The 25,282-nt window shown below is 66.9% G+C and carries 21 protein-coding genes; 6 read left to right on the top strand and 15 right to left on the bottom strand.

From position 1 onward, the window contains the following. Nucleotides 1-16: 16 nt before the first annotated feature. Both ACWCIA_RS06775 and ACWCIA_RS06770 read right to left on the bottom strand, forming a co-directional pair. Entirely contained in the window at nucleotides 17-667 is a 651-nt protein-coding gene (locus ACWCIA_RS06775; RefSeq protein ID WP_454161832.1) for a 3-oxoacid CoA-transferase subunit B, read from the bottom strand. Nucleotides 668-681: 14 nt separating this feature from the next. Beyond that, a complete protein-coding gene (locus ACWCIA_RS06770; RefSeq protein WP_454161831.1) occupies nucleotides 682-1,392 on the bottom strand; it encodes a CoA transferase subunit A in 711 nt (236 codons plus the stop codon). A gap of 285 nt (nucleotides 1,393-1,677) precedes the next feature. Between ACWCIA_RS06770 and ACWCIA_RS06765 the strand changes: the two genes are divergently transcribed. Continuing rightward, complete coding sequence (locus tag ACWCIA_RS06765; protein ID WP_454161830.1) at nucleotides 1,678-2,238, top strand: LuxR C-terminal-related transcriptional regulator; 561 nt, start codon at nucleotides 1,678-1,680, stop codon at nucleotides 2,236-2,238. A 14-nt stretch (nucleotides 2,239-2,252) separates the two neighbouring features. Here the strand turns inward: ACWCIA_RS06765 and ACWCIA_RS06760 are convergent, their stop codons facing one another. Further along, nucleotides 2,253-3,791 (bottom strand): HAL/PAL/TAL family ammonia-lyase, encoded by a 1,539-nt coding sequence (locus tag ACWCIA_RS06760; RefSeq protein ID WP_454161829.1) that lies wholly within the window; start codon nucleotides 3,789-3,791, stop codon nucleotides 2,253-2,255. A gap of 196 nt (nucleotides 3,792-3,987) precedes the next feature. Here ACWCIA_RS06760 and ACWCIA_RS06755 point away from each other — a divergent pair, with 196 nt between their 5' ends. Beyond that, complete coding sequence (locus ACWCIA_RS06755; protein WP_454161828.1) at nucleotides 3,988-5,397, top strand: nucleobase:cation symporter-2 family protein; 1,410 nt, start codon at nucleotides 3,988-3,990, stop codon at nucleotides 5,395-5,397. Between the two features lie 19 nt (nucleotides 5,398-5,416). On the opposite strand, the gene ACWCIA_RS06750 is transcribed toward ACWCIA_RS06755, so the two are convergent. Together ACWCIA_RS06750 and ACWCIA_RS06745 are read right to left on the bottom strand one after the other, a co-directional pair. After that, nucleotides 5,417-5,836 (bottom strand): acyl-CoA thioesterase, encoded by a 420-nt coding sequence (locus ACWCIA_RS06750; RefSeq protein ID WP_454161827.1) that lies wholly within the window; start codon nucleotides 5,834-5,836, stop codon nucleotides 5,417-5,419. Between the two features lie 77 nt (nucleotides 5,837-5,913). Next, on the bottom strand, nucleotides 5,914-6,690 hold the full coding sequence (locus tag ACWCIA_RS06745) for an SDR family oxidoreductase (protein WP_454161826.1): 777 nt from the start codon (nucleotides 6,688-6,690) through the stop codon (nucleotides 5,914-5,916). Between the two features lie 199 nt (nucleotides 6,691-6,889). On the opposite strand from ACWCIA_RS06745, the gene ACWCIA_RS06740 reads away from it, so the two are divergent. Continuing rightward, nucleotides 6,890-8,566: a 4Fe-4S dicluster domain-containing protein gene (locus tag ACWCIA_RS06740; protein ID WP_454161825.1), complete on the top strand. Its 1,677-nt coding sequence runs from the start codon at nucleotides 6,890-6,892 to the stop codon at nucleotides 8,564-8,566. 267 nt (nucleotides 8,567-8,833) lie between these two features. Then, nucleotides 8,834-10,054, top strand: coding sequence for a porin (locus ACWCIA_RS06735; protein WP_454161824.1), 1,221 nt, complete (start codon nucleotides 8,834-8,836; stop codon nucleotides 10,052-10,054). A gap of 54 nt (nucleotides 10,055-10,108) precedes the next feature. Here the strand turns inward: ACWCIA_RS06735 and ACWCIA_RS06730 are convergent, their stop codons facing one another. The 5 genes from ACWCIA_RS06730 to ACWCIA_RS06710 form a co-directional block, all read right to left on the bottom strand. Further along, complete coding sequence (locus tag ACWCIA_RS06730) at nucleotides 10,109-10,516, bottom strand: hypothetical protein (RefSeq protein WP_454161823.1); 408 nt, start codon at nucleotides 10,514-10,516, stop codon at nucleotides 10,109-10,111. 59 nt (nucleotides 10,517-10,575) lie between these two features. After that, entirely contained in the window at nucleotides 10,576-11,049 is a 474-nt protein-coding gene (locus ACWCIA_RS06725) for a metallophosphoesterase family protein (protein ID WP_454161822.1), read from the bottom strand. Nucleotides 11,050-11,068: 19 nt separating this feature from the next. Beyond that, nucleotides 11,069-11,359, bottom strand: coding sequence for a DUF378 domain-containing protein (locus ACWCIA_RS06720; RefSeq protein WP_454161821.1), 291 nt, complete (start codon nucleotides 11,357-11,359; stop codon nucleotides 11,069-11,071). Between the two features lie 118 nt (nucleotides 11,360-11,477). After that, on the bottom strand, nucleotides 11,478-12,119 hold the full coding sequence (locus ACWCIA_RS06715; RefSeq protein WP_454161820.1) for a YcbK family protein: 642 nt from the start codon (nucleotides 12,117-12,119) through the stop codon (nucleotides 11,478-11,480). Nucleotides 12,120-12,221: 102 nt separating this feature from the next. Beyond that, nucleotides 12,222-12,752 carry a GNAT family N-acetyltransferase gene (locus ACWCIA_RS06710; protein WP_454161819.1) on the bottom strand — a complete coding sequence of 177 codons (531 nt, stop codon included), beginning with the start codon at nucleotides 12,750-12,752 and terminating at the stop codon, nucleotides 12,222-12,224. A gap of 245 nt (nucleotides 12,753-12,997) precedes the next feature. Here ACWCIA_RS06710 and ACWCIA_RS06705 point away from each other — a divergent pair, with 245 nt between their 5' ends. Both ACWCIA_RS06705 and ACWCIA_RS06700 read left to right on the top strand, forming a co-directional pair. Beyond that, nucleotides 12,998-14,011 carry a sulfate ABC transporter substrate-binding protein gene (locus ACWCIA_RS06705; protein WP_454161818.1) on the top strand — a complete coding sequence of 338 codons (1,014 nt, stop codon included), beginning with the start codon at nucleotides 12,998-13,000 and terminating at the stop codon, nucleotides 14,009-14,011. A gap of 238 nt (nucleotides 14,012-14,249) precedes the next feature. Beyond that, on the top strand, nucleotides 14,250-15,215 hold the full coding sequence (locus ACWCIA_RS06700; protein ID WP_454161817.1) for a serine hydrolase: 966 nt from the start codon (nucleotides 14,250-14,252) through the stop codon (nucleotides 15,213-15,215). A gap of 175 nt (nucleotides 15,216-15,390) precedes the next feature. On the opposite strand, the gene ACWCIA_RS06695 is transcribed toward ACWCIA_RS06700, so the two are convergent. The 5 genes from ACWCIA_RS06695 to recC all read right to left on the bottom strand — a co-directional run bounded on the left by ACWCIA_RS06695 (nucleotide 15,391) and on the right by recC (nucleotide 25,208). After that, a complete protein-coding gene (locus ACWCIA_RS06695; protein WP_454161816.1) occupies nucleotides 15,391-15,528 on the bottom strand; it encodes a hypothetical protein in 138 nt (45 codons plus the stop codon). A gap of 173 nt (nucleotides 15,529-15,701) precedes the next feature. Beyond that, the gene (locus ACWCIA_RS06690) at nucleotides 15,702-16,133 is read right to left on the bottom strand and encodes a GNAT family N-acetyltransferase (RefSeq protein ID WP_454161815.1); all 432 of its coding nucleotides are present in this window, start codon (nucleotides 16,131-16,133) and stop codon (nucleotides 15,702-15,704) included. 5 nt (nucleotides 16,134-16,138) lie between these two features. Next, nucleotides 16,139-18,118: an exodeoxyribonuclease V subunit alpha gene (recD, locus tag ACWCIA_RS06685; protein WP_454161814.1), complete on the bottom strand. Its 1,980-nt coding sequence runs from the start codon at nucleotides 18,116-18,118 to the stop codon at nucleotides 16,139-16,141. Beyond that, a complete protein-coding gene (gene recB / locus ACWCIA_RS06680; protein ID WP_454161813.1) occupies nucleotides 18,115-21,783 on the bottom strand; it encodes an exodeoxyribonuclease V subunit beta in 3,669 nt (1,222 codons plus the stop codon). Before recB ends, recD begins: the two co-directional genes overlap by 4 nt. Continuing rightward, nucleotides 21,780-25,208, bottom strand: coding sequence for an exodeoxyribonuclease V subunit gamma (gene recC, locus ACWCIA_RS06675; protein WP_454161812.1), 3,429 nt, complete (start codon nucleotides 25,206-25,208; stop codon nucleotides 21,780-21,782). The genes recB and recC overlap by 4 nt, the downstream gene beginning before the upstream one ends. Nucleotides 25,209-25,282 lie beyond the last annotated feature (74 nt).

Below are 25,282 nucleotides of genomic sequence, written 5' to 3'. Positions count from 1 at the left end.
TTTGGAATAAGCTGGTTCAGACTGCCGACACGTCCAGCTCAGCCGCGGTCGCCGCGACCACCTGTTCCTTGGTCACGCCCGGCGCCAGCTCTACCAGCTTCAGGCCGGTGCCGGTGACGTCGATCACGCAGAGGTCGGTGATGATGCGGTCGACCACGCCCACGCCGGTCAGCGGCAGGTCGCACTTCTTCAGGATTTTATGGGAGGTCGAGCCGTCCTTGGCGGTGGCGACGTGTTCCATCACCACAACCACGCGCTTGACGCCGGCCACCAGGTCCATCGCGCCGCCCATGCCCTTCACCATCTTGCCTGGGATCATCCAGTTCGCCAGGTCGCCCTGCTGCGACACCTGCATCGCGCCCAGGATCGCCAGGTTGATCTTACCGCCGCGGATCATGCCGAAAGAATCGGCCGAGCTGAAGTAGGCCGCGCCCGGCAAGGCGGTGACGGTTTGCTTGCCGGCGTTGATCAGGTCGGCGTCGACCTCTGCGTCCGTCGGGAACGGGCCGATGCCGAGCAGGCCGTTTTCCGATTGCAGGAATACTTCCATGTCGTTCGGCACATAGTTCGCCACCAGCGTCGGCAGGCCGATGCCGAGGTTCACATAGAAACCGTCCTGCAGTTCCTTCGCCGCGCGCGCGGCCATTTCATCACGAGTCCATGCCATGTCGTTCTCCGGATTTAGTTCTGGTCTTGAGCGGTGCGCACGGTGCGCTGTTCGATGCGCTTTTCCGGCGTCGGATTGTGGACGATGCGGTGCACGAAGATGCTTGGGGTGTGCACCTGGTCCGGATCGATCTCGCCGATCTCGACCAGCTCTTCGACTTCGACGACGCAGATCTTGCCTGCGGTGGCGACGTTCGGGTTGAAGTTGCGCGCGGTCTTGCGGAACACCAGGTTGCCGGCCTTGTCGGCCTTCCAGGCTTTGACGAGCGACACGTCGGCCACGATGCTGCGCTCCATGACGTACTGCTCGCCGTCGAATTCACGGGTTTCCTTGCCGTCGGCGACGATGGTGCCGTAGCCGGTCTTGGTGAAGAAGGCCGGGATGCCGGCGCCGCCGGCGCGCAGCTTCTCGGCCAGGGTGCCTTGCGGCGTGAATTCGAGTTCGAGTTCGCCGGCCAGGAACTGGCGTGCGAATTCCTTGTTCTCGCCCACGTAGGAAGCGATCATCTTCTTGATCTGGCGCGTTTCCAGCAGCTGGCCGAGGCCGAAACCGTCGACGCCCGCGTTGTTGGACACGGCGGTGAGTTGCTTGACGCCCGAGTCGCGCAGCGCCGCGATCAGCGCTTCCGGAATGCCGCACAGACCGAAGCCGCCGACGGCGATCGTTTGGCCGTCTTGGACGATACCGGCCAGCGCCGATGTCGCATCAGGATACACTTTGTTCATACCCGTCCCTTGTATGGTTTGCCGTGAATAAAGCTTTATAGGATCTTGAAGAACCGTCGCGAGCGGCAGCAATGTTGGCCGAGCCGCCAAGGCGTGCATGCTCGCTGTACGGTTGTTCAGCGGGCTATCGCCTTGGCGGCGCAGGCCAACAGTGCAACGCGCAGCAGGTTCTTCAAGATCTGTGTACTGCAGAGTAGAGAGACCAGCTTAAAATACGGGCCGCGAAAGTACAATACCGTAGAAATACCGGCAACGATCCGCCCAACGTCCCGCCCTTGCAACCAGATGAACCCATCATACGCCATCGATTACGAGATGATTTTCCAGCATGCCCCGGTCGGCATGTGCATTTCACGGGACCGTGTGATCCAGTCGTCCAACCTCGCCCTGGCCGCGATGTTCGGCTACGCCCAGGGCAAGCTCGACGGCCAGTCCTTCGCCGTGCTCTACCCGACGATGGACGAATTCCTGCGCACGGGCGACCGCATCGTGCCGATCATGAATGCGAAGGGCCGCTATTCGGACGAGCGCATCATGCGCCGCGGCGACGGCGAACTGTTCTGGTGCCATGTGACGGGCCGCGCCCTCAACCCCGCCGAGCCGCTGGGCGCGGGCGTCTGGACCTTCGAGGACGTCAGCGAAAAGCGCCCCGTCACGGCCGAACTGACCCCGCGCGAACGCGAAATCGCCGCGCTGCTGGTCGAAGGCAAGACCAGCAAGGTGATCGCCCGCCAGACCGACCTCAGCCCGCGCACTGTGGAGATGCACCGGGCGAAACTGATGCGCAAGTTCTCGGCGTCGACCTCGTCGGAGCTGGTGCACAAGCTGGTGGGCGTGGCGCGCTGACGCGCGCCGTCCTTTCATTCATCGTACCGCGCGTACAGCGGCCAGTCCTGCTGGCCAATGCGCTCCAATAGCAGGCGCAATTCCGGATCGAGCCGCCGGTCTTCGAGCAGGGGCGCGATATCCTGGCCCAGAACCGCCATCATCCTTGCCAATGGCTCTGGTAGCGGGCGAGCCGGTTCGAGCCGCATGCGCAGCCACACCCCCTGGCGCACGGCGATCAGCAGGGCGGCGGCGACCTGCTCGGTCAGTTCGAGCACCCTCAGGCAGTCGCGCGCCGCGATCGTGCCCATGCTGACCTTGTCCTGGTTATGGCATTCGGTCGAGCGCGAAAACACCGAGGCCGGCATGGTGAGCTTGAGCGCTTCGGCAGTCCAGGCCGACGCGCTGATCTGCAATGCCTTCAAGCCATGGCTGATGGCCGCCCGCTCCCCCTCGGCGCCGCTCAGGTTGGCCGGCAAGCCGTTGCTGTAGCGGGCATCGACCAGCAGCGCCAGCTGACGGTCCAGCAAGTCGGCGAGGTTGGCCACCGCGTTTTTCATGCCATCCATCGCAAAGGCGATGTGGCCGCCATAGAAATGCCCGCCGTGCAGCACGCGCCCGCCTTCCGCGTCGATAATCGGATTGTCGTTCGCGCTGTTGAGTTCGTTCTCGATGCAGTCCCGGAAAAACGGCAAGGCGTCGGCCAGCACGCCGATCACATGCGGCGCGCAGCGGATCGAGTAGCGGTCCTGCAGGCGAGCGCCGTTGCGCGCGGGCTGTCCGGCATAGGCCAGGTCCTCCCGCAGCCACGCGGCCACGCCCTGCATGCCGGCATGCGGCTTCACCGAAAACAGGATGTCGTCGAAGTGATGCGCATTGCCGTCGAGCGCGAACGAGGCCAGCGCCGTGATGCGGGTCGTCAGGCGCGCCAGGTAGGACGCGCGGCCCCAGGCGAGGCAGGCCAATCCCGTCATCACGGCGGTCCCGTTCATGATCGCCAGTCCCTCTTTCGGACGCAGGCGCAGCGGCGCAATGCCGGCCTGGGCCAGGGCCTCGGAGGCCGCCAGCGCCACGCCGTTGCGCAGCATTTCCCGTTCGCCGCACAGCGCCGCCGCCAGGTAGGAAAGCGGGGTCAGGTCGCCGCTGGCGCCAACCGAACCTTCACTCGGAATGAGCGGCGTCAGTCCCGCCTCGAACAGGCGGACGATCTGCTCCAGCAAGTCCACGCTCACACCCGAGTAGCCTTTCGACAGCGAGGCCAGGCGCGCGGCCATGACCGCGCGCGTCTGCACTGCGCTGAGGCAGGCTCCGAGCCCGCAGCCATGGTAGGTGTAGAGGTTACGCGGCAGTTCGGGCACCAGCGCGGGCGGCACCACGGTCGTGCATGAATCGCCGTAGCCGGTCGTGACGCCGTAGATGACGCCGTCTTCGCGCAGCAGGCGGTCGACGAAGTCGGCCCCGCGCCTGATCGCGGCAAGAAAGTCGGGATCATCCGACAGGACCGGCAGCGCATTGCCCCGCGCGATGTCGATGATGTCTTCCAACGCCAGGCGCTCGCGGTCGAAGCGCACCATGCGCGGAAGATGGGGGGCTGAACAGGCTGCATGCGGAAGTCGGGGTAGGGGCCGGGATCGTGGATGCCGGCAGGTTTGTCTGGACCGCCATGATCCCCGGAAAACGCAGTTTTGTCGGCAGTTTTTTTGCATGTCCGGCAAGCTCGCCTTTCCTGCTGTCGACGCGGACAGTAAAATCGGCTTTTTGCCCGCCCCGATGACCACACCATCCACCTTGCATGCACGCGAGGCGCATGTCGCCAACGCGCCCGACCCTGACCTGATCCTCGGCCTGGAAGAGCGCCCCCGCCCCTGGATCGCGTTCCTGGCCGCTCTGCAGCACCTGCTCGCAATCATCGTGCCGATCGTGACGCCGGGCCTACTGATCTGCCAGGCGCTCGGCGTCCCTGCGCGCGACACCAACCTGATCGTCTCGATGTCGCTGGTCATCTCGGGCATCGCTACCTTCGTGCAGTGCCGCCCATTCGGTCCCTTCGGCGCCGGCCTGCTGATCGTGCAGGGTACCAGCTTCAACTTCGTCGGCCCGCTGATTGCCGGCGGCGCTGCGATGGTCAAGGCCGGTACGCCTGTCGAAGCGGTGATGGCGGCGATCTTCGGCGTCGTGATGGCCGGCTCGTTCATCGAAATGGGCGTCTCGCGCATCCTCCCCTTCATCAAGCGTTTGATTACGCCGCTGGTGACCGGCATCGTGGTGCTGATGATCGGCCTGACCCTGATCAAGGTCGGCCTGATCAGCATGGGGGGCGGATTCAGCGCCATGAACAACGGCAGTTTTGCGAATGGGGAGAACCTGCTGCTGTCCGGCGTGGTGCTGGGCCTGATCGTGGCGATCAACCGCGTGCCCGTCACCTGGATGCGCAGCTGCGCCATCGTCATTGCGCTGGCCGCCGGCTATGCGCTGGCGGGCTACCTGGGCCGGCTCGACTTCACCGGCATGCGCGAGGCGCCGGCCTTCCAGGTGCCGCTGCCGCTGCACTTCGGCATTGGCTTTTCGTGGTCGCTGTTCGTGCCGATGGTGGTGATCTACCTCGTGACCTCGCTCGAGGCCATCGGCGACATCACCGCCACCAGCAAGATCTCGCGTCAGCCGGTGGAAGGCCCGGCCTGGATGCGACGCATCAAGGGCGGGGTGCTCGTGAACGGCGCGAATTCGCTGCTGGCCGGCGTCTTCAACACCTTCCCGAGTTCGGTCTTCGCGCAGAATAACGGCGTGATCCAGCTGACCGGCATCGCCAGCCGCCATGTGGGGGTCTGGATCGCCGCGCTGCTGGTGGTGCTGGGCTTGTTTCCCGCCGTCGCGGGCGTGATCCAGGCGGTCCCGGAACCGGTGCTGGGCGGCGCTGCGATGGTGATGTTCGGTGCAGTCGCCGCGGCCGGCATCAATATCCTCGCCAGCGTGCAGTTGGACCGGCGTGCGCTATTGATCATCGCCGTGTCGCTGGCGCTCGGCCTGGGCGTGACCCAGGTACCCGAGTTCCTCGCCCACGTGCCGGCGGCGATCCGCAATGTGCTGGAGTCGGGTGTCGCGACCGGCGGCATCTGCGCCGCCCTGCTGAACTGGTTCCTCCCGCCTTCGGCGCCGCAGCCTGCTGCGACGGCGCCGTAACACTGCGCACTGACGCGATTCAGGCCGCCGGTAACAGGGCCCGGATCGCATCCGGCAGCGGCACCGATTTCTCGACCGCGAAATCGACCCAGACGATCTTGGCCGCGCCCTCGGCATGCAGGGCGCCGGCCTGGCCGTCCGCGCCGACCAGGCGGATCTCGTGCGACACCTCGAAGCTCGACCGCCCCGGCGGTCCGACATACGAAGTGACTTCGATCTCGGCCGGGTATTTGAGCTGTTTCAAAAAGGCGCATTGCGCATTGATCAGCACCGGCCCGGTCGCGCTCGGATCGGGCAAGGCGCCGACCTGTTCCAGCCAGGCGATGCGCGCCGTTTCGATGTAGCGGAAATAGACCGTGTTATTGACATGGCCCATCGCGTCCATGTCGCCCCAGCGCACCGGCATGCGCATCGTGTGTACCAACTTCTTGTTGCTCATACTTCCTTGCTTCGTTTTACAGTGAAAAATAAAAAGGCGCCGTTGCCGGCGCCGGATTGCCGCGTGTCTTGAATGGTCTATTGCGCCGTCATGCCGTCGTCGGCGGTAATGATCGCACCATTGATGAAATGCGCTTCTTCCGCCGCCAGGAGCAGCAGCAGGCCGTCCAGGTCCTCCGGTTTGCCGGGACGTTTCCTCGGCAGCAGCTCGATCAGTTTCTTGCCCTGCTCGGTCTCGAAATAATCCTCGTTCATTTCGGTCGAGATGTAGCCAGGGCAGATGGCGTTGACGTTGATGCCGTATTTGCCCCACTCGACCGCCATCGCCTTGGTCATCTGCACCACCCCGGCCTTGCTCATGCAGTACACGCCGATCTGCGGCAGCACGCGCAGGCCGGCCACCGAGGCGATGTTGACGATGCGGTGCTGCTTGCGCGGGTCGCCCTTGGCGCGCTGGATCATGCGCTTGGCCGCCTGCTGCGCGACGAAAAACGCGCCGCGCAGGTTGGTGTCCATGATGTACTCGTAATCGTCTTCGGTCACGTCGAGCAGGCGCTGGGTGTTCTGCACGCCCGAGTTGTTGACCAGGATGTCGATCGGCCCGGCCTCGGTCTCGGCATGGGCGATCGCCGCCTTGATGCTGTCGAGGCTGGTGACGTCGAGGTTGACGACGTGGGCGGCGCCGCCGTCGGCTTCGATCTCGGCGCGCAGTTCCTTCAGGCGCTCGGTACGGCGCGAGGCCAGCACGACCTGGGCGCCTGCGCCGGCCAGCGCCTTGGCGAACCGGGCGCCGAGCCCGCTCGAGGCGCCGGTGACCATGGCAATTTTTCCTTCGTAATTGACTTCGATGCCCACGCTGTCTCCTGTCCTGATGTGCTACCTGATGTGCTACAAGCGAAACGATGACGAAGGCATAATGATGTCACAGAATGCCCGTTTAGATTGCCTCATCTAATTTTCACTCTAAAATGGCTGGCTAAGTTGCAATCATCGGGGAAAACCCGCACACTCGTGCTAAATTTTCGAGCTTAATCTTTTTAACCATCACAAGACCATGACAGAGCCTATCAACATCCTCGAACAATACGGACCGCGCGAAGCAATGGAGTACGACGTTGTCATCGTCGGCGGCGGCCCGGCAGGCCTGTCGGCAGCGATCCGCCTGAAGCAGCTCGCCAGCGAAAAGGGCCAGGAAGTGTCGGTCTGCGTGCTCGAGAAAGGCGGCGAGCTGGGCGCCCACATCCTGTCTGGCGCCGTCATGGATCCGATTGCCCTGAACGAATTGTTCCCCAACTGGAAGGAACTCGGCGCGCCGCTGAACACGCCCGTCACCGAAGACCGGGTGCTGTTCCTGACGGAGACCAAAGCGACGGCGACGCCCTCGTTCATGGTGCCGAAGATGCTGACCAACCACGGCAACTACATCATCTCGCTGGCCAACGTCGTGCGCTGGCTGGGCCAGCAGGCCGAAGCGCTGGGCGTCGAAGTGTTCCCGGGCTTCCCGGCCGCCGAAATCCTCTACAACGAGGACGGCTCGGTCAAGGGCGTCGCCACCGGCAACATGGGCGTGGACCGCGAAGGCAATCCGACCGACGCGTTCCAGCTCGGCATGGAATTGCACGCGAAGTACACCATGTTCGCCGAAGGCTCGCGCGGCCACCTCGGCAAGCAGCTGATGACCAAGTACGACCTGAACAAGGGCAAGGACCCGCAGACCTACGGCATCGGCATCAAGGAACTGTGGGAGATCGACCCTGCCCTGCACAAGCCGGGCCTGGTGATCCACACGGCCGGCTGGCCGCTGGACAAGGACACCTATGGCGGCTCCTTCCTCTACCACCTGGAAAACAACCAGGTCGCAGTCGGCTTCGTGGTGGGCCTGGCTTACCAGAACCCGTATCTGTCGCCCTACGAGGAATTCCAGCGCTATAAAACCCATCCGGAAATCCGCAAGTTCTTCGAAGGCGGCAAGCGCATCTCCTACGGCGCACGCGCCATCACGGCGGGCGGCCTGCAATCCCTGCCGAAAACCGTCTTCCCGGGCGGCGCCCTGATCGGCTGCGACGCCGGCTTCCTGAACACCAGCCGCATCAAGGGCAGCCACGGCGCGATCAAGACCGGCATGCTGGCCGCCGAAGCGGCCTTCGAGGCACTCGGCGCTGGCCGCCAGCACGACGAACTGGCCGCCTACCCGGCCGCCTTCGAGCGCTCCTGGCTGTACGAGGAACTGCACCGCGCGCGCAACTTCAAGCCATGGATGAGCAAGGGCCTGTACCTGGGCACCTTCATGACCGGCGTCGACCAGATGGTCTTCCGCGGCAAGGCGCCATGGACGCTGCGCCACAAGCACGCCGACCACGAATGCCTGCGCCCGGCCTCCGAGTTCAAACCGATCGCCTACCCGAAACCGGACGGCAAGCTTACTTTCGATCGCCTGTCCTCGGTGTTCATCTCGAACACCAACCACGCCGAAGACCAGCCGGTGCACCTGACGCTGAAGAACGCCGGCATCCCGGTGGACGTGAACCTGGCGAAATACGCCGGCCCCGAGCAGCGCTACTGCCCGGCGGGCGTATACGAGTTCGTGAAGACGGATGCCGGCGAGGACCGCCTGCAGATCAACGCGCAGAACTGCGTGCACTGCAAGACCTGCGACATCAAGGACCCGACCCAGAACATCGTCTGGGTGACGCCGGAAGGCGGCGGCGGACCGAACTATCCGAACATGTAAGCAAACGGGCGCCGCTGGCGCCCGTTTTTTTGAGCAGCTACTAACTGTAGGGGTGGAGGAGGCCAGTGGCCTCCTCCACGGCTTTACCGGAGTCCCCGACTCCACGCGTCTGCAACTTTCGATAGCCGAAACGTATCCCCCCGCCAAAGACGATTGACAATTGTTGTTTTGAGGCAACTATTACCCACTTCGCACAGCCCACCCATTCCGGTAGCCATTTCCCATGTGCAATAATTCACACATTGCCATCTCACCAAAGCTCACCGAATGTCACGCCCGACCCCGCTTCGCCCCGCCCTGCTCGCCACCCTCCTGTCGCTCGCCTTCTCCGCCTCCGCCCCAGCCTTGGCCCAAACTCAGCCGGAGTCCTTCCTGCTGAGCCGCCTGGCCCAGCTGCCCGAATACAGCAGCGGCGGCGACGGCGTACGCATCTACGGCACCGTCGACCTGGGCGCGATGGTCACGAAGACCGACAACGGGGAAAGCCGCTGGCAGCAGCAAAGCGGCGGCGCCTACACCTCGAAACTCGGCTTCTATGCCTCGGAAGACCTGGGCGGCGGCCTGAAAGCCGAAGCCAAGCTGGAAGCGGGCTTCAATGCCGACACCGGCGCCCAGCAGGCGAGCGCGCTGTTCAACCGCGAGTCCTGGGTCGGCCTGCGCTCGAGCACCCTCGGCACCCTGCGTTTCGGTAACCAGATCAATGCGATGCTGCCGCTGTTCGTCGACCCCTTCATGCTGGTGCCGACCAATTCGGTCTACACCTGGGTCGGCGGCGGCGCCATGCAGGGTCCGCGCGGCGTCGGCGCCAACACCGACCTCGGCCCTGGCGCCGGCACCATCCCGGTGCGCGTGCCGAAGTCGATCACCTATGCCACGCCGCGCGTGATGGGCCTGGGTGCGCAGGCGATCTACGCGACCAATCCTTATGGCACGACCGGCACGGCCGAGCCGAAGGTAGGCACGCGCGGCGGCGTGGTGTCCTTCACCAACGGCAAGTTCTACCTGGCGGCCAGCCTGACCCAGTCCTGGAGCGCGCCCGTCTCCGCAGCCGCCGGCCAGGCCGTGCGCACCGACATGCCGGCGGTCGGCGGCATCTACGACACCGGCAAGCTGGTGCTGTCGGCTTCCTGGGTGCGCATCGCCCCGCGGCTGGCGCAGAGCGGCGAAGCGGAGTTGACCACGCTGGGCGCGATCCTGGTCCAGGACCGCCTGAGCTGGAGCGCCTCGCTGGTGCACCGCGACACGGAAGGCGCACGCAATGCCCTGGGCAGCCCGGTCGAATCCTCGGCCCTGGGCCTGATGCTGGGCGTCGACTACCACCTGTCGCGCCGCACCGGCCTGTATGCGCGCGCCGGCTCGGTGCGCAATTTCGGCGCCTCGACCATCATCCTCAACAGCGTCGCCCTGCCCTTCCAGGCCGGCTCCACCTTCCCGCAGACCGGCATCGAGACCCGCACCGGCTCGGTCGGGATGTTCCACCACTTCTGACAGGTGGGAATATAAGAAGCCGTCCTGTCCCCCGCAAGCGCGGGCCAGGATCGGTTACCAGGCCGTACGGCGCCCGTGCGAACCGAAACGGTGGCCGACGACCAGGGTGGTGCTCGCCACCAGGCTCGACAGGCCGATGATCAGCTGGGTCAGCTTGTCGGCCGGCAGCAGCCAGTAGGCGCCCGGTGGCGCCTCGGCGCCGGTGGCGGCGACGATCAGCGGTGCGATCCAGGAGGCATCCTCCTCGACGTCGAGCACGATCGCGTCCTCGTGGGTCTGCATGGTGATGTTGCCGCCCTCGGCCAGCGTGAAGCAGATGCCATAGCCGGTTTCCTGGGGCTTGATGAGTTCCTGCATCGCCAGGTTATGTTCGTCGATCCAGAGCTCGACGTCCTGCGGCGTTTCGAGGTGGGTCCAGGGGCGTGGGCGGAAGCGCGGCGGCGTGTCGGGAGAATCGGTCATCGGGGACAAAAGGAAAGCTGCAAGGGCCGTATCCTACGGCATTTCGCGGTGCCCGTCAGCTAGGCCGCAACCAGCGTCACGATCCGTGCACGCACCTCGTCGCCTTCGATGATCAGTTCGGCGGCCGAAATCGGCAGGCTGAAACGCCGGCGCCCGGCGCTGCCCGGATTGACGTACAGGACGCCTCCCCGCTCGGCCTGCGCAGGCCTGTGCGAATGCCCCGACACCACCACCCGCACGCCGGCGCCGGTGGGATCGATGTCGATTTCCTTCAGGTCGTGGATCGCGTAGAGCGACACGGCGCCGAACGCCAGCCTGGCGCTCACGGGAATGCCGCGCGCCCAGGCCTCGCGGTCGTTGTTGCCGCGGACGACGGTCAGCGGCGCGAGCTCGGCCAGCCGCTCGAGGATGCCGGGGTTGCCGATGTCGCCGCCGTGGACGATGTGGTCGCAGCCGGCGAGGAAGGCGAGCGCCTCCGGACGCAGCAGGCCGTGGGTGTCGGAAATCAGCCCGACGCGCACCGCGGCCGTCATTCCTTCCTCGGTGCCGGGCTCAATGCCGCCTTGCGCCGGCCATCTTCGCCGTCGTGTAGATCGAGTACAGGGCGGCCAGGCCGACCAGCACGTAGATCAGGCGCGAGGCCGGGCTGCCCGGGCCGAAGATGGTGGCGACCATGTCGACCTCGAACAGGCCGACCAGGGCCCAGTTCAGGCCGCCGATGATCAGCAGGAACATGGCGAGGTAATCCATTGCCGACATGGCCGAACCGCGGCCTTCGCGCATCGCAGTGCGGCGCTCGGGGCCGGTGCGGCGGTCCATCGTGGGGGCGTTCATCGTTGCCATCGTGCTTCTCCTTTGGAAGATGAGTCGGTCTTCCGGCAAAGTCGATTGCCGTTCCAGCCCTACGACAGCAAAAACCCGCGCAAGTTTCGCGTGGCTAACGCGATTTTCTGGCGGGCTGTTAGCCCTTCCAGGTACGGTTGAGCCCCGTGTCGGCGTGGATCCAGCCGCCCTTCGGACCGGAACGGTAATAATACCCGACTCCGCCCTGGCGCAGGCTACGCACGAGTCCGCCAAGGACTTCCTCGCTCAGGCCGGCGATGCGGATGTCGGCCGCCTTGCCGGTCATGTGCAGCGACTTGCGCGCCGCCGGAATGCCCGCTTCCTGCAGGCGCGCGTTCGACGCGGCGGTGCGGTAGCCGGACAGGATCTCGAGCGGCTGCAGCAGGCCGTAGCGCGCGATGAAGGCCTGGGTGCCCCACAGCAGTTCCAGCAGCTTGGGATCGATCGGCGCGGTTTCGCGGCCGTTGACGTCGCGCAGCAGGTGACACAGTTGCTGGTAGGCCGAGTCGATCACCTCGCCGTCCTTCCAGTACAGGACATTGACGCGTTCGCCGCTTTGCGGGCGCGTCATCGACAGCGTGCGCGGCTTGACCCAGAAGTCGAGGTCGAGTAACTGGGCGTCGAACAGGTCGGGCGGGGGTGTCAGGTCGGCGGGTGCGGCCTGGGAGGCTGCCTGGGCCGGGCCGATCAGGGTGGGTCCGAGTGCGCCGAGGGCCGCCAGGCCCATGCCTTGTTGAAGAAAATCTCTGCGGGAAGCCATAAACCACTCATCTTTGAGAAGAGCCGTACTATAGCGTAAGCCCTTGCCCGGCAGAAGATGTGCCCGCTTGCTTTCCTGCGCTTTTTTGTTACTCGTTGTTGCTTATTGGCTGCAGTTGCAGAAGCGCTGGCGCGCGGAGTCGGCGTCAGCAGGCTGGCTGTCGAGCATCTTCCACAGCAGGTTGCATTCGAGGCCGAAGCAGGCCTTCTCCAGGCCGGCATTCTTGTAACCCTGGCGTTCGAAGAAAGGCGCGGCGCTGCCCGGGCTATGCAGGTACAGCTTGCGAATCTCCCATGCCCGCGCCTGCTGCTCGACGGCGGCCAGCAGCGCGCTGCCGATGCCGCTGCGCACCGCCTCGGGCTGCACGTAGCACAGCGCCAGCTTGCCGGCCTGGGTCAGGAGGGCCAGCCCCAGCAATTGCCCGTCGCGTTCGGCGACGATGGCGAAATTGGTACTGGAGGCGAACCAGGTAGCGACGTTGTCGGGGGTCTTGTTGCCGAGCCAGGCGTCGAGGACGCCGGGGTGGTCGCGGTAGTCGGCCTCGCAGCCCTGCTCGATCGAGCGGCGCAGCAGGCTGCAGGCTGGAGCCGCGTCGAGCGGTGCTGCTTTGCGAATGTCGATACCTATAACCATCTGACCAATGACCCAAACCTATTGTTGCTATTACTAATTGCCAATTGCACGCAAGCATGATTGCGGTGCGGCGCCTGCGAATGTCCGGACTATACACCGAAAGCTCGACAGCCTGCCCGAGGCCATGCATATGCGGACGCTGTGTTCACGAAGTATCTAAGCATATGACGAAAGTATTCTTCCGTTTTCGGCCCAACTTATGGAACATGTACCCTGTTTCCATAGCATCGAAAAGTGAGAAGAACATGTCCAAAACCCCATTCCTGCCCGTCCGCCGCTGGCTGCTCGCGCTTGCCGTCGGCACTGCCCTGCCCTTGTCCGCCAGCGCTGCCAATGTCGAGCTGCTGAACGTCTCGTACGACGTGGCGCGCGAATTGTACAAGGACATTAACCCGGCGTTTATTGCTAGCTGGCAAAAAACAACAGGCGAGACCGTTTCGATCAAACAATCGCACGGCGGCTCGAGCAAGCAGGCGCGCGCGGTCGCCGACGGCCTGGAAGCTTCGGTCGTGACGATGAACCAGGCCAACGACATCGACATGCTGGCCGACCGCGGCCTCGTGGTGAAGGATTGGGCGAAGAAGTTCCCGAATAATGCCGCGCCTTATTACTCGACCATGGTGTTCCTGGTGCGCAAGGGCAATCCCAAGGCCATCCGCAACTGGGACGACCTGGCCAAGCCGGGCGTGCAGGTCATCATCCCGAACCCGAAGACTGCGGGCAACGGCCGCTACACCTACCTGGCAGCCTGGGGCTCGGTGCTGAAGAACGGCGGCAACGAAGCCAAGGCGCGCGAACTGGTGCGCGCCATCTTCAAGAACGTGCCGATCCTCGATGCCGGCGGCCGCGCCGCGACCACCACCTTCACCCAGCGCCAGATCGGCGACGCCCTGGTGACCTTCGAGAACGAAGTGAGCATGGTGCGTGCCGAGTTCGGCGACAACTTCGAAGTCGTGTACCCGAAGACCTCGATCCTGGCTGAGTCGCCGGTAGCCGTGGTCGACAAGGTGGTCGACCGCCGCGGCGTGCGCAAGCAGGCGACCGCCTACCTGAACTTCCTGTACAGCCCGCTGGGCCAGGAAATCGGCGCCAAGCACTTCCTGCGCGTACGTAACGAAGCCGTGATGAAGAAATATGCGGCCAACTACAAGCCGATCGCGCTGTTCTCGGTGGACGAGCTGTTCGGCGGCTGGCGCAAGGCCCAGGCGGTCCACTTCAACGATGGTGGTGAGTTCGATAAGATCTACCAGGCAAAATAAAGACCACTTCAGAGAACGTATGTTCTCCGATATTTGTCAGAATAATCAGCCCTGCCCTCGTGCAGGGCTTTTTTGTCGGTAAATCCGATACACCTGAGTCCGTTTTCTCTTGTGCGGCATGGACACACGGAAATGATGGTGCTATCGTTCACCCATCTGGTATTGCCTTACAGCTAGACGCGTAAATGATGCGCCGCCCCGGCGCCCGGCTTATAACCTGACCCCACTTCCCGACACCATGATCAAAAAACTGTTCGCCACAGTCCTTTTGTCGATTTCCTCGGCTGCCGCATTCGCGGTGCCCTTCGGATCGCAATCGGTACTGGTGGTGGAAGATGACACCGGCAAAGTTTTGCTGGAAAAGAACGCCGGCGCCGTCGTGCCGATCGCCTCGCTCACCAAGCTGATGACCGCCATGGTCATCCTCGACGCGAAGCAGGACATGAACGAGCTGATCCAGATCGACCGCAGCGACGTCGACACGCTCAAGCACAGCAGCTCGCGCGTGCCCGTCGGCGCCAGCATCCCGCGCGGCGACGTGCTGCAGCTGGCTCTGATGTCCTCCGATAACCGCGCCGCCGCCTCGCTGGCACGCACCTATCCTGGCGGCCAGCAGGCCTTCAAGGAAGCCGTGCGCCGCAAGGCCGCCGCGCTCGGCATGCAGCAGACCCATATCGAAGAGCCGACCGGCCTGTCGCCGAACAACCGCTCGACCGCGGGCGACCTTATCAAGATGGCGAACGCCGCCGCCGACTATCCGGAAATCGCCGCGCGCAGCACCGACGCCAAGAACATCATCAACATCAACGGCCGCGGCGTCGAGTACCGCAACACCAACCGCCTGGTCGGCGCCAAGGGCTGGGACATCGGCCTGTCGAAAACCGGCTACACCCGCGAAGCGGGCCGCTGCCTGATCATGAGCATCAAGGTGGCCGGCAAGAACGCGACCATGGTGCTGCTCAACGCCAGCGCCTCCTCGGCCCGCATCCTCGACGCACTCAACGTGCGCCGCTTCATCACCGGCGAAGAGCCGACCGTGGCCAGCGTGACCCGCTCGGCGAAGCTCAAGGCCAGCAGCCGCGCCCCGCGCATCAAGGCCAGCGCCGGCCGCCTGAAGCTCAAGGCCAAGGCTTCGCCGCGCGCCAAGGTGAAGGTCGTGGCGAAGAAGAAAAAGGTGACGGTGAAGCGTACGCGCCGTAATTGAGGCTCGCGCCGCCTGGCGGCATTGAATCAAAAAAGGGATTCCCGCTTGCGGCAATCCCTTTTTTGTTGTCCTTTGCCCGGGTCGGCCGGGCAAGGCTATCGGTACGACCGGCATTACGCGGGCATAAAAAAACCCCGCCGCGGCGGGGTCTTCCATCGCGTCCCGGTGCCGGGACTTACAGCGGCGGCATCGCGCCGTCGGCATAGGCATTGCCCGACAGCTCAAAAGCGCGGCGCAGCTTGGCGCCGACGATGCGCAGCAGGTGCGCGAAGTTCGGGGTTGCGGCAGGACGGGAAATCGTCAAAGTGGTCATGGCAGCTCCTGGATGTGTTGGCGTTATGCGATGGTGAAAGTTTACGCCAACAAGAGATATCAATCCAATTTTGATTTCCGATCTCGGGAATACATAAAGTGCATATCTTAAGAATTTCCTATCAGCAATAAACAGATCAGGTATCACTTCCACGCATATCTGAGACGGCTACCTCAGCCTGGGGCCCCCAGCTGCTTGACGAAGCGCTTGCGCACCTCGTCGAAGCCCTGCCGCTCGTAAAGCGCATGGGCCCGCGTGCGGTGCTCGCTGCTCGACAGTTCCATGCGGCTGCAGCCCTGTTCGCGCGCGTAGCGCTCCGCTTCGCCCAGCAAGGCGGCGCCGATGCCGCCGCCGCGCGCCGCTTCGTCGGTCACCAGTGCCGAGACCATGGCCCAGCGGCCCGCGACATGCAGCGGCGCGATCAGGTTGACCACGACGACGCCGACCACGCGTTCCCCGGCTTCGGCCACCAGCACCCGCGCCATGCTGTCGCCGCGTTCGGCCAGGCGGGCGGCCACGTCCTCGTTCGCATTCGGATAGCCGAGCTGCACGAACAGCCCGGCGATGGCCGAGGCGTCGTCCGGCCGGGCGGCGCGCACCGGCATGCCGCTTACCACCCTGCCCCACCCGAGCCGCCGCGCTCGATCAGGTGGCGCAGGCCGCTGGTGCGGTGGGTGCGCCGGGCGATCGCCTCGGCCAGCACCGGGCCGGCGGGCGAAACCAGCGTGAACTGGCCGCTGGCGCGCGTGATGCCGGTGTAGACGAGTTCGCGCGTGAGGATGGCGTTGCGGTCTTCGGGCAGCACCAGCACCGTGTGGCGGAACTCCGAACCCTGCGACTTGTGCACCGTCATCGCATACGCCGTCTCGACATGGCGCAGGCGCGTCGCCAGCACGCTGCGCACGTTGTCGCCTTCCAGGAAGTAGACGCGCAGCGAACCGGGACGCGCCGGATCGGGCAGCGTCAGGCCGATGTCGCCGTTGAAGACGCGGGTGCCGTAGTCGTTACGGGTCACCATCACGGGACGGCCGGCATACCACTCGCCGCCGCGCCGCAGCAGGCCGGCCGATTCCAGGCTGCCCTCGATGGCCAGGTTCAGGCCGCCCACGCCCCACTCGCCTTCGCGCACCGCGCACAGGATGCGGAAGCCTTCGAAGCGCTGCAGCACCTGGCGCACCCAGTCTTCATGCGCGGTTGCAGAGTCCGCCTCGGGCCCGGCCTTGAGCAGGTCCAGGTAGGGATAGTAGCCGTCCAGCCCGAGCTCGACCACCTCGGACTGGCGGGCGTTCTCGTACCAGCGCACGGCGGGGTCGCGCGCCCGCAGCACGGCTTCCGCGCGCGCCGCGTCGCCCGCGTTCACGGCCAGGGCCAGCTGGCCGATCGGGCCGCCGAAGCGCCGGCTGTGGCGCAGCATCACGGTCTGCTGGGCCAGCGCGCCGGCGTCGCCGAGGAATGCGGGCGGCAGCTCTTCGCCGCTGGCACCGAGCACGTAATCGGCCGTCTCGCGGCTGTAGCCGCCCGACTGGGCGTCGTGGCAGAGGTCGCCCAGCACGGCGCCCGCCTCCACCGAGGCCAGCTGGTCCTTGTCGCCCAGCAGCACCAGGGTCGCGCCCGCGGGCAGCGCGTCGAGCAGGCTGGCCATCATTTCGAGGTGCACCATCGAGGCTTCGTCGACGATCAGGACGTCGACCTCGAGCGGATTGCCGGCATGGTGGGCGAAGGCCCGGCTGTCCGGGCGCGCGCCGAGCAGGCTGTGCAGGGTGCGCGCCGGCCCCATGCGCTCGATCAGCTCCAGCAGCGGCAGCTTGGCACCGACGCGCTCGGCCAGCTCCGCCAGCGCCTTGTCGATCGACTGCTTCAGGCGCGCGGCGGCCTTGCCGGTCGGCGCGGCCAGGGCGATGCGCTGCTGGGCAGCGCCGGGCGCGACCGCGAACAGCAGCGCCAGCAGGCGCGCCACCGTATAGGTTTTACCGGTGCCGGGGCCACCGGTGATGATCGCCACCGAGCCGCGCAGGGCGACGGCGCAGGCGAGCTTTTGCCAGTCCGGCTTTTCGCTGGCGCGCTGGGAGGCGAACAGCAGGTCGAGCCATGTGCGCACGGCCGCCTGGTCGACCGGGCGGGATTGGGCGGCGCGCTCGCGGATGCTGGCCGCGACCAGGGTCTCGTCGCGCCAGTAGCGGCGCAGGTAGAGGCGTTCGCCGTCGAACACGAGCGGCTCGCCGTAGTCGAATTCGCCGACCTTCCAGACTTCCTCGCAGGCGTTGAACTGGGTAGTCCAGGCTTTTGCGGTCTTGGGGAGCGGCGCGGCGCTGGCGGCGAGCGCCTGCCACTGTTCGGCGCTCCAGCCGAGCAGCGTAGCCGGATCCTCGGCCAGGTCGGCCACCTGCAGGCAGCTGTGGCCATTGCCCTCCAGTTCGGACAGCACGGTCGCCGCCAGCAACACCGGCGGCGCCACCGGGCCGAGGGAGGCGACGAAGCGGGCGAAGGCGCCGGACAGGCGGCGCAGTTCGCCGGCCTCGGTCAGGCGGCCGATTTCTTCCCACAGCGCGGCCGGCGACGTGGCTGCCGGAAGGGCTTTGTCATGCTTCATGCGTCACCCGGCATCAAGAGTTTGTCCAGGCCGTCGAGCAGTTCGACGTCCGGCTCGATCAGGCAGCAGCCGTGCGTCGAGGTGTTGGCGATCCCGCGCAGGAACAAGAAGATGGCCCCGCCCAGCTGCAGCGCCGGATCGTAATCCTCGCCGAGCCGGCTCCTGAGCAGGCGGTGCAGCGCCAGCATGTAGATCGCACCCTGGATGTCGTAGCGGTGACCGGCCATGCCCTCTTCCATCGCCCGCTTCGTATAGGCCGCGTCGTTCGGGCCGAGGGCGTTCGATTTGTAGTCGAGCACCCAGTAGCGGCCCTCGTATTCGAACACGAGGTCGGCGAAGCCCTTGAGCATGCCGTGCAGCGCGCGCTCTGGCAGCGTCGGGCGCTGCACCTTGCCGAGCAGGCGGCGCCGGCACAAGCGGTCGAGCGCACCCAGGGCCAGGCCCTCGCTGGGGAACCAGAATTCCATCTCCGGCACCGTATTCGCGATTTGGCTCAGGCTCGCACCCAGCGGCGGCAGCGGCGTGCCGACCACCGTGCGCAGCCAGGCGACCGTGTCTTCGCTGCGATGCCCCCAGCCCGCGCGCTCGCAGCGCTGGGCCAGGCGTTCGTCGAAGTGCGGGTCGTCGATGATGTGGAAGCCTTCCTGGCCGATCCACTCGAGCTGCTCGTGCAGGAAGTTGCCGGGCACCGAACCGCGCGGGAAGCGGTGCCAGGGCGTGTCTTCGGGACGGCGCGCGGCGGCCTGGGTCTCTTCGTCCTCGAGCAGGGTTTCCTCGGCCGCCCTCATCGGAGTAAATGCGGGCGTCGCCGCGGGCGCCGCCGTCGTGTGGCGCGTGATCGAGGTGAACGAGCCGACCGACCAGTTGCGCTCGAACTCGGCGTCGAAGGCGGCCGGCTCCACGAGAGCCGGCCGGGTCTCGACCCTGTTGAGCATCGTGCAGCCGTCGAGCGGGTCGAGCGTGTGCAGGGCGATGTGGCCGCAGTCGCCGCGCAGCCTGCCCAGGTGGTCGACCAGGGACTCGGCCGGTACGGGGGCGCCGCCCGAGAGCAGGTAGCCGAGCGCCGATTCGTGCAGGCGGTTCTCGCCCTTCTTGCCGCGGTTACCTGCGGCGACCGCCGCCACGCCCAGCCACAGGAAGTGGCGCGCGCGCGTCAGCGCCACGTACAGCAGGCGCAGGTCTTCCTCCAGGCGCGCGCGGTCGACCGCCTGCAGCGCCTCGTCGGACAGGGCCAGGTCGATGCGGCGCGCGCCGTCTTCCTGCACGTATTCGAAGAAAGCGCGGTTGCGCTTGTCGGTCTTGCGCGCGGTGACGGCGAAGGGCAGGTAGACCAGCGGGTATTCCAGGCCCTTCGACTTGTGCACCGTGATGACCTTGACCAGCTCGGCGTCCGATTCCAGGCGCAGCACGCGCTCGTCGCCGCCCTCGCCCAGGCCCTCGATCTGTTCCGCGAACCAGCGGATCAGCGCGCCCTCGCCGTCGAGCTGGCCGCTCGCTTCCTGCAGCAGCTCGGCCAGGTGCAGCAGGTTGGTCAGGCGCCGCTCGCCGCCCGGCTCGCCCAGCAGGCGCGCCGGCAGGCCCAGTTCGTGGATGAAGCGGCGCAGCATGGCCAGCACGCCCTGGCGCTGCCAGCACACGTGCAGGGCCTTCAGCTGCTCGACCCGCTCTTCCCAGACGGTTTCGTCGCCCGAGAGCCGCGCCAGCTCGCCCAGGGGCAGGCCCGCGGTGCGCGTCGCCAGTGCCGCGCGCGCCAGCCCGCCGTCCAATGGATTGGCGACCGCATGCAGCCAGCGCAGCACGTCGCGCGCCTCCAGGCTGTCGACCACCGAATCCTTGTCGGAGAGGTAGACGCTGGCGATGCGGCGCCGTTCCAGCGCACGCCGGATCGCCCCGGCTTCGTCGCGCGAGCGCACCAGGATCGCGATATCGGCCGGCACCAGGCGGGTGAAGCTGCCCTCCTCGCGAAAGCCCACGCGCGGGTCGTTCAGCAGCGTCACGATGTGCTCGGCGCAGTGCTCGGCGAAGAAGGCGCGGTAGTCGCCCGTCTTCATGTCCTGCTGCTCGGTGGTGCACAGCGCCAACGCCTGGTAGGGGCCGTCGACGCCGACCAGTTCGGCCTTGTGGCCGCGCGCCGCCACCGGCTCGAAGGGCAGCGGATTGACCTCGCCGCGGCGGAAGCGGAAGGCGCCCTGGGCGTGTCCCGGCTGCGTGCCGTCGCCCTCGGCGTGGCTGAACAGGCGGTTGACGGCGGCCACCAGCGCGGCGGTCGAGCGGTAATTGGTGCCGAGCTGGTAGTGGCGCCCCTCGGTCGAGCGGCGCGCGGCCAGGTAGCTGTGGATGTCGGCGCCGCGGAAACCGTAGATCGACTGCTTCGGGTCGCCGATCAGGAACAGGCCCTGCTCGGGGTCGTTGGCGGCGACGCGGTACAGCAGGTCGAAGATGCGGTACTGGTCGGGCGAGGTGTCCTGGAATTCGTCGATCAGCGCCACCGGGTACTGGGTGACGATGCGGCGCCGCAGCGCTTCGCCGTTCGGGCCCTCGAGCGCATCCTTCAGGCGCGCCAGCATGTCGGCGAAGCCGAACTGGCGGCGCTGCTCCTTGAGTTCCGCCGTGCGCCGCGCGATGTGGCCGGCCGCATGGCGCAGGAGCGCATGCGCGAGCGGGTCGATCGCGTCGAGCGCGGCGCGCAGGTCCTGGGTGCAGTCGAAGCAGGCCGGTACCTCGGCGCTGAAGTTCTTGCTGAACGCCTCGGCCAGGCCCTGGGTGGCGAGGCGCTTCCAGGCGGTCTCGTTGAGGTCGGGGTGGATGCGCGCGTCGTCCTGGGCCCAGGCCCGCAGCGCCTCGAACCACTTCGGCACCGAGGCGGCGCGCATCATGTTGCCGTTGAAGCATTTCGGGTTGAGCTGCTGCTGGGCGCCGATCCAGGCTTCCATCTCGTTGGCGCGCTCGAACCAGCCCTCTTTCAGGCGTGCGAGCTCGGCCTGCTGCGCGGACTGCACCCGCGCGACGAGGGTGGACAGCGGTTCCGGATCGGGTACGCCGAGGGTGGCGGTGCGGCTCACGAGGTCGCGCACCGAGGCCTTGAGCTTGCGTACGTCGCTCCAACAGCCGAGCACCGCGGCCAGCGCGCTGCTGTTCAGGGGATAGACGTGCTGGCGCCAGTAGTCGTGGGCCGCATCCTCGAACAGGGCGCGCTCGTCGCTCACCAGTTCTTCGTCGAACAGGCTGCCGGAATCGAAGGCGTGCTCGCGCAGCATGCGCTGGCACCAGGCGTCGATCGTGAAGATCGCCGCCTCGTCCATCGTTTCGGCGGCCAGCACCAGGCGGTGGGCCGCGACCTGGCGTTCGCTGTCGGTTGCGTAGCCGGCGGCCAGCTCGTCGAGGTAGGGATCGGTGTGATCGAGCTCGCCGCGGAAGTAGGCGGCGGCATCGACCAGGCGCTCGCGCACCCGGTTCGACAGCTCGCGCGTGGCGGCGCGGGTGAAGGTCATGACCAGGATGTCGGACGGCAGCAGCGGGCGCGCGAAGGCGTCGGCGCCGCCGTGACCCAACACCAGGCGCAGGTAGAGCGCGGCGATGGTCCAGGTCTTGCCGGTACCGGCGCTGGCCTCGATCAGGCGCGAGCCGTGCAGCGGGAAGTTCAAGGGATCGAGCAGCTGGCTCATGCGGCCTCCCCTGCATCGCCCGCCGTGTCTCCCGCATGCGGCGTCACCGTCACCTGGCCGGCAATCCAGTCCGCCAGGCCGCCGTAGAGCGCGACCGCGAGCGACGGCCACTCGCCGGAAGCGCCCAGGCTTGCAAAGTCCGGCCACAGGCGCGCGAGGCAAGGTTCGGCCTCGACCTCGCCCGACAGCTCGAAGCCGCCGTCGTAGACGGTGCGCGGGTCGCCCTCGGCCAGCAGCGCCAGCGCCGTCTTGCAGGCCACGGGCAGCGGCGCGTCGAGGTTGCGGCGCCACAGGGCCACCACGTTGGCCAGCGCGGCCTGCGCCTCGGCCGGGTCGAGCGGCGCCATGGTCACCACGGCGTCGCGCGCGACCAGGTAGCCTGTCACTCCTGTCCCTGACGCGCTGGCCGCCAGCTGGCGCAGCCAGGGCGCGATCAGCTTGTCGCCGCGCGGCGCGCCGGCCTTGTCCAGCACCTTCGAGGAGATCTGCATCAGCCAGGCGGTCTGCTGACCGTCGCTGCGCAGGCGGTCGATCCAGTCTTCGAGAACCACCCCGTCGAACTCGAGCCGCACCGCCAGTTTGGCCGCGGCCTGCGGGAAGCGCATGCCGAGTTTCAGCCAGGCGGTGCGCACCGGCACCAGGCCGTCGACGAGCTGGGCCTGCCACTGGCGCCCGACCAGGCCGATCGGCAGCACGCCCTCGCGCGCCAGGCGCTCGGCGCGGGTGGTGAGCGTGGCGCGCACTTCGTCGAGTTCCTCGGCGGTGCCGCCGTCGTCGAGCAGGCTGTCCTCGAGGAAGTAGCGGTCCAGCGCGTCGAGCGCGAACGGTTCCTCGTCCTCGCCGATCACCTCGGCTTCGCCGAAGACCACGCCTAGGCGGCGCCGGAAGAAGAAGCGCGCCGGCTGCTTCACGAAGCTCGCCAGTTCCGACAGCTTGAGGCGGAAGTCCGGCTCCAGTTCGTATGGCGGCAGCGCATCGGCAGGCGCATCTTGCTCAGCACCGTCGGTCTTGCCATGGGCTACCCGCCATTCGCGCGCATAGGTCAGCAGCCCGCCCTCCTCGAAATAGCGGCGGCTGAAAGGCTGCAGCGCGTGCTCGACCGTGATGGTCGAGAGGTCGATCTCCCACCCGGCGCGCAGGTAGTCGCGCAGCTGCGAGACCAGCACCGAAGGCGGCTGCTCGCTGTTGTCGCGCACGTTGCGTCCGACCCAGCTCACGTAGAGCTTGTCGCGCGCGGCCAGTACGGCTTCGAGCATCAGGTAGCGGTCGTCGTCGCGGCGCGAGCGGTCGCCCGGGCGGCTCATGCCAGGGAGCGCCAGCAGGTCGAAGTCGGCCTGCGGCGAGCGGCGCGGGAAGTCGCCGTCGTTCATGCCGAGCAGGCAGACGGCGCGGAACGGCACGGCGCGCATCGGCATCAGGGTGCAGAAGGTGATGCCGCCGGAGACGAACTGGTGGTTCAGGGTCGGCTGGTCGATCTGCCCGAGCCAGGCTTCGCGCAGCACGGCGAGCGGCACCGGCTCGTCGAAGCCGCCCGTTTCCGTCATCTCGAGCCAGCATTGCAGCGCCTCGCTCAGTTGCGCGAGCGTGAGGCGGTCGCCCTCCTCGCGGCCGTCGAAGAAGGCGGCCAGCAAGGCGCGCGCCTGCTTGCCCCATTCCTCGGGCGTGCGCGGCTCGGCCAGGCGCGCGCGCCACTCGAGCAGGGATTCGACCAGCTGGGCCAGCGAGCCGGCCAGCGCCGCGTCCAGCCCGCCGACTTCGGCATACGGCTCGATCTCGCCGAAGCGCGCGCCGGCGCCGCTGGCATAGCCGAGCAGCATGCGCCGCACGCCGAAGATCCAGGCGTTCTGTTCGCCGGCGGCGCCCAGCCCGAGACCGCTGCGGTGCTGGCCGTCCAGGCCCCAGCGCACGCCGGCGCCGTCGATCCACTGGCCGAGCGTGTGCAGGTCTTCCTCGTTCAGGCCGAAGCGGCTGGCCACCGCCGGCACGTCGAGCAGGTCGCGCACTTCGCTCTGGCGGCAGCGCTGCTGCGGCAGGCGCAGCAGCCACTCGAGGGCGACCAGCAGCGGGTTGACGCTGCGGTCGCGGGTATCGCCGATCTCGAAGGGAATGTAGCGCGAGTCGTTTCTCCTGTGCTGGTCGAACACCGAGTGGATCGCGGCCGAGAAGGTATCGATGTCCGGCACCATTACCACCACGTCGCGCGGGCGCAGCGTCGGGTCCTGGGCGAACCAGGACAGCAGCTGGTCGTGCAGGGCCTCGACTTCGCGCTGGGCGCTGTGGGTAACGTGGAACTCGATCGAGCGATCGTCAAGCGGCGGCGGCACGTGCGGATGCTCGGACAGCGGCAGCAGGTCGCGCACCGCGGCCTGCACCTGCTGCAGCAGCGTCTCGCCCTGGCCGTCCGAGAACAGGTCGATGCGCAGTTTCGTGGTACCCGCCGTCTCGGGGCGCCCCTCTTCGTTGTCGAACTCGTCGAGCATGCGCACGAAGTCGCGCCCCTGGCGGCCCCAGCTCGCCAGCAGCGGATGGCTGTGCGCATGCAGTTCCTCGATCGGCATCGCGGCCAGGTCGATGCCGCCGCGCGCCGGCTGGCGCTTGCGCGCCGCCCTCAGGAGCTCGCGCCCTTCGATGATGTCGCCCCAGTAGAACTGGCAGGGATTGGGCACCGCCAGCAGGACCTGGGTGTGGTGCGAGAGCGCGGCGATGGCCTGCAGGGTCTGGTACGGCAGGGCCGACATCCCGAACAGGACCACGCGCCGCGGCAGGCGCCCGGCCGGCTCCCCGCCCGCCAGGATCCTGGTGACGAAGACTTCGTGGATCGCGGCGCGCCCGGTACCGCGCTGCATCGGCGGCACGCTCTCGTGCACCGCACGCCAGAGGCGCGCCTGCCACAGCTGGTCGGGTGCGAGCGGCACCGGTTCTCCGCCGGCGCGGCGCAGCTGGTCGCGCCCGATCTCCCAGTCGGTCAGCCAGTCGGCGCGGTAGACCTGGTAGCCGTCGAACAGGTCGGCCAGGCGCTCGGCCAGCTGCAGGCGGCGCTCCGGGCAGCCGTCGCCGAGGAAGTGCGTGAGCGGCGCGAACACGGGCTCGCGCAGCAGGGTCGGCAGCAGGCGCATCAGGCGCCAGGTGAGCGGGTCCTTGTCGAAGGGCGAACGCGCCGGGACCCGCTCGCGCCCCAACATCGTGCGGTAGGCCTCCCACAGGAAGCGGCCCGGCAGCGCCACGCGCGTGGCCGCGCACACGCCCAGCTCTTCGGCCAGCGCGATCTTGAGCCACTCGGCAAAGCCGTTCGACTGCACCAGGATGGTTTCCTGCTCCAGCGGCCCGAGCGGATGCCCGCGCAGCCAGTCGAACACGGCTTCGCGCAGCATTTCCATCTGGTTGCCGTGCAAAATCAGCAGGCCGGGCGTGATCGGGGAAGACATCGGGGAAATATGGTCGGGCAGCTTGGGGTGCCACAGGATACTCTTTTTGGAGGCGCGGCGAAAGTCGGGGCCGC

The organism is Massilia sp. SYSU DXS3249 (genome assembly GCF_053668055.1).
The sequence above is the reverse complement of the archived record's forward strand: the minus strand, read 5'-3'. Positions and strand labels throughout refer to the sequence as shown.

What these genes read in the sequence shown, in the direction of transcription:
- recB (WP_454161813.1), bottom strand. Translation starts at nt 21,783, where the DNA reads ATGAGCCAGCTGCTCGATCCCTTGAACTTCCCGCTGCACGGCTCGCGC.
- ACWCIA_RS06710 (WP_454161819.1), bottom strand. Translation starts at nt 12,752, where the DNA reads ATGGTTATAGGTATCGACATTCGCAAAGCAGCACCGCTCGACGCGGCT.
- ACWCIA_RS06775 (WP_454161832.1), bottom strand. Translation starts at nt 667, where the DNA reads ATGGCATGGACTCGTGATGAAATGGCCGCGCGCGCGGCGAAGGAACTG.
- ACWCIA_RS06725 (WP_454161822.1), bottom strand. Translation starts at nt 11,049, where the DNA reads ATGACGGCCGCGGTGCGCGTCGGGCTGATTTCCGACACCCACGGCCTG.
- recC (WP_454161812.1), bottom strand. Translation starts at nt 25,208, where the DNA reads ATGTCTTCCCCGATCACGCCCGGCCTGCTGATTTTGCACGGCAACCAG.
- ACWCIA_RS06740 (WP_454161825.1), top strand. Translation starts at nt 6,890, where the DNA reads ATGACAGAGCCTATCAACATCCTCGAACAATACGGACCGCGCGAAGCA.
- ACWCIA_RS06770 (WP_454161831.1), bottom strand. Translation starts at nt 1,392, where the DNA reads ATGAACAAAGTGTATCCTGATGCGACATCGGCGCTGGCCGGTATCGTC.
- ACWCIA_RS06690 (WP_454161815.1), bottom strand. Translation starts at nt 16,133, where the DNA reads ATGCCGGTGCGCGCCGCCCGGCCGGACGACGCCTCGGCCATCGCCGGG.
- ACWCIA_RS06730 (WP_454161823.1), bottom strand. Translation starts at nt 10,516, where the DNA reads ATGACCGATTCTCCCGACACGCCGCCGCGCTTCCGCCCACGCCCCTGG.
- ACWCIA_RS06705 (WP_454161818.1), top strand. Translation starts at nt 12,998, where the DNA reads ATGTCCAAAACCCCATTCCTGCCCGTCCGCCGCTGGCTGCTCGCGCTT.
- ACWCIA_RS06765 (WP_454161830.1), top strand. Translation starts at nt 1,678, where the DNA reads ATGAACCCATCATACGCCATCGATTACGAGATGATTTTCCAGCATGCC.
- ACWCIA_RS06720 (WP_454161821.1), bottom strand. Translation starts at nt 11,359, where the DNA reads ATGGCAACGATGAACGCCCCCACGATGGACCGCCGCACCGGCCCCGAG.
- ACWCIA_RS06760 (WP_454161829.1), bottom strand. Translation starts at nt 3,791, where the DNA reads ATGGTGCGCTTCGACCGCGAGCGCCTGGCGTTGGAAGACATCATCGAC.
- ACWCIA_RS06735 (WP_454161824.1), top strand. Translation starts at nt 8,834, where the DNA reads ATGTCACGCCCGACCCCGCTTCGCCCCGCCCTGCTCGCCACCCTCCTG.
- ACWCIA_RS06750 (WP_454161827.1), bottom strand. Translation starts at nt 5,836, where the DNA reads ATGAGCAACAAGAAGTTGGTACACACGATGCGCATGCCGGTGCGCTGG.
- recD (WP_454161814.1), bottom strand. Translation starts at nt 18,118, where the DNA reads ATGAAGCATGACAAAGCCCTTCCGGCAGCCACGTCGCCGGCCGCGCTG.
- ACWCIA_RS06755 (WP_454161828.1), top strand. Translation starts at nt 3,988, where the DNA reads ATGACCACACCATCCACCTTGCATGCACGCGAGGCGCATGTCGCCAAC.
- ACWCIA_RS06700 (WP_454161817.1), top strand. Translation starts at nt 14,250, where the DNA reads ATGATCAAAAAACTGTTCGCCACAGTCCTTTTGTCGATTTCCTCGGCT.
- ACWCIA_RS06695 (WP_454161816.1), bottom strand. Translation starts at nt 15,528, where the DNA reads ATGACCACTTTGACGATTTCCCGTCCTGCCGCAACCCCGAACTTCGCG.
- ACWCIA_RS06715 (WP_454161820.1), bottom strand. Translation starts at nt 12,119, where the DNA reads ATGGCTTCCCGCAGAGATTTTCTTCAACAAGGCATGGGCCTGGCGGCC.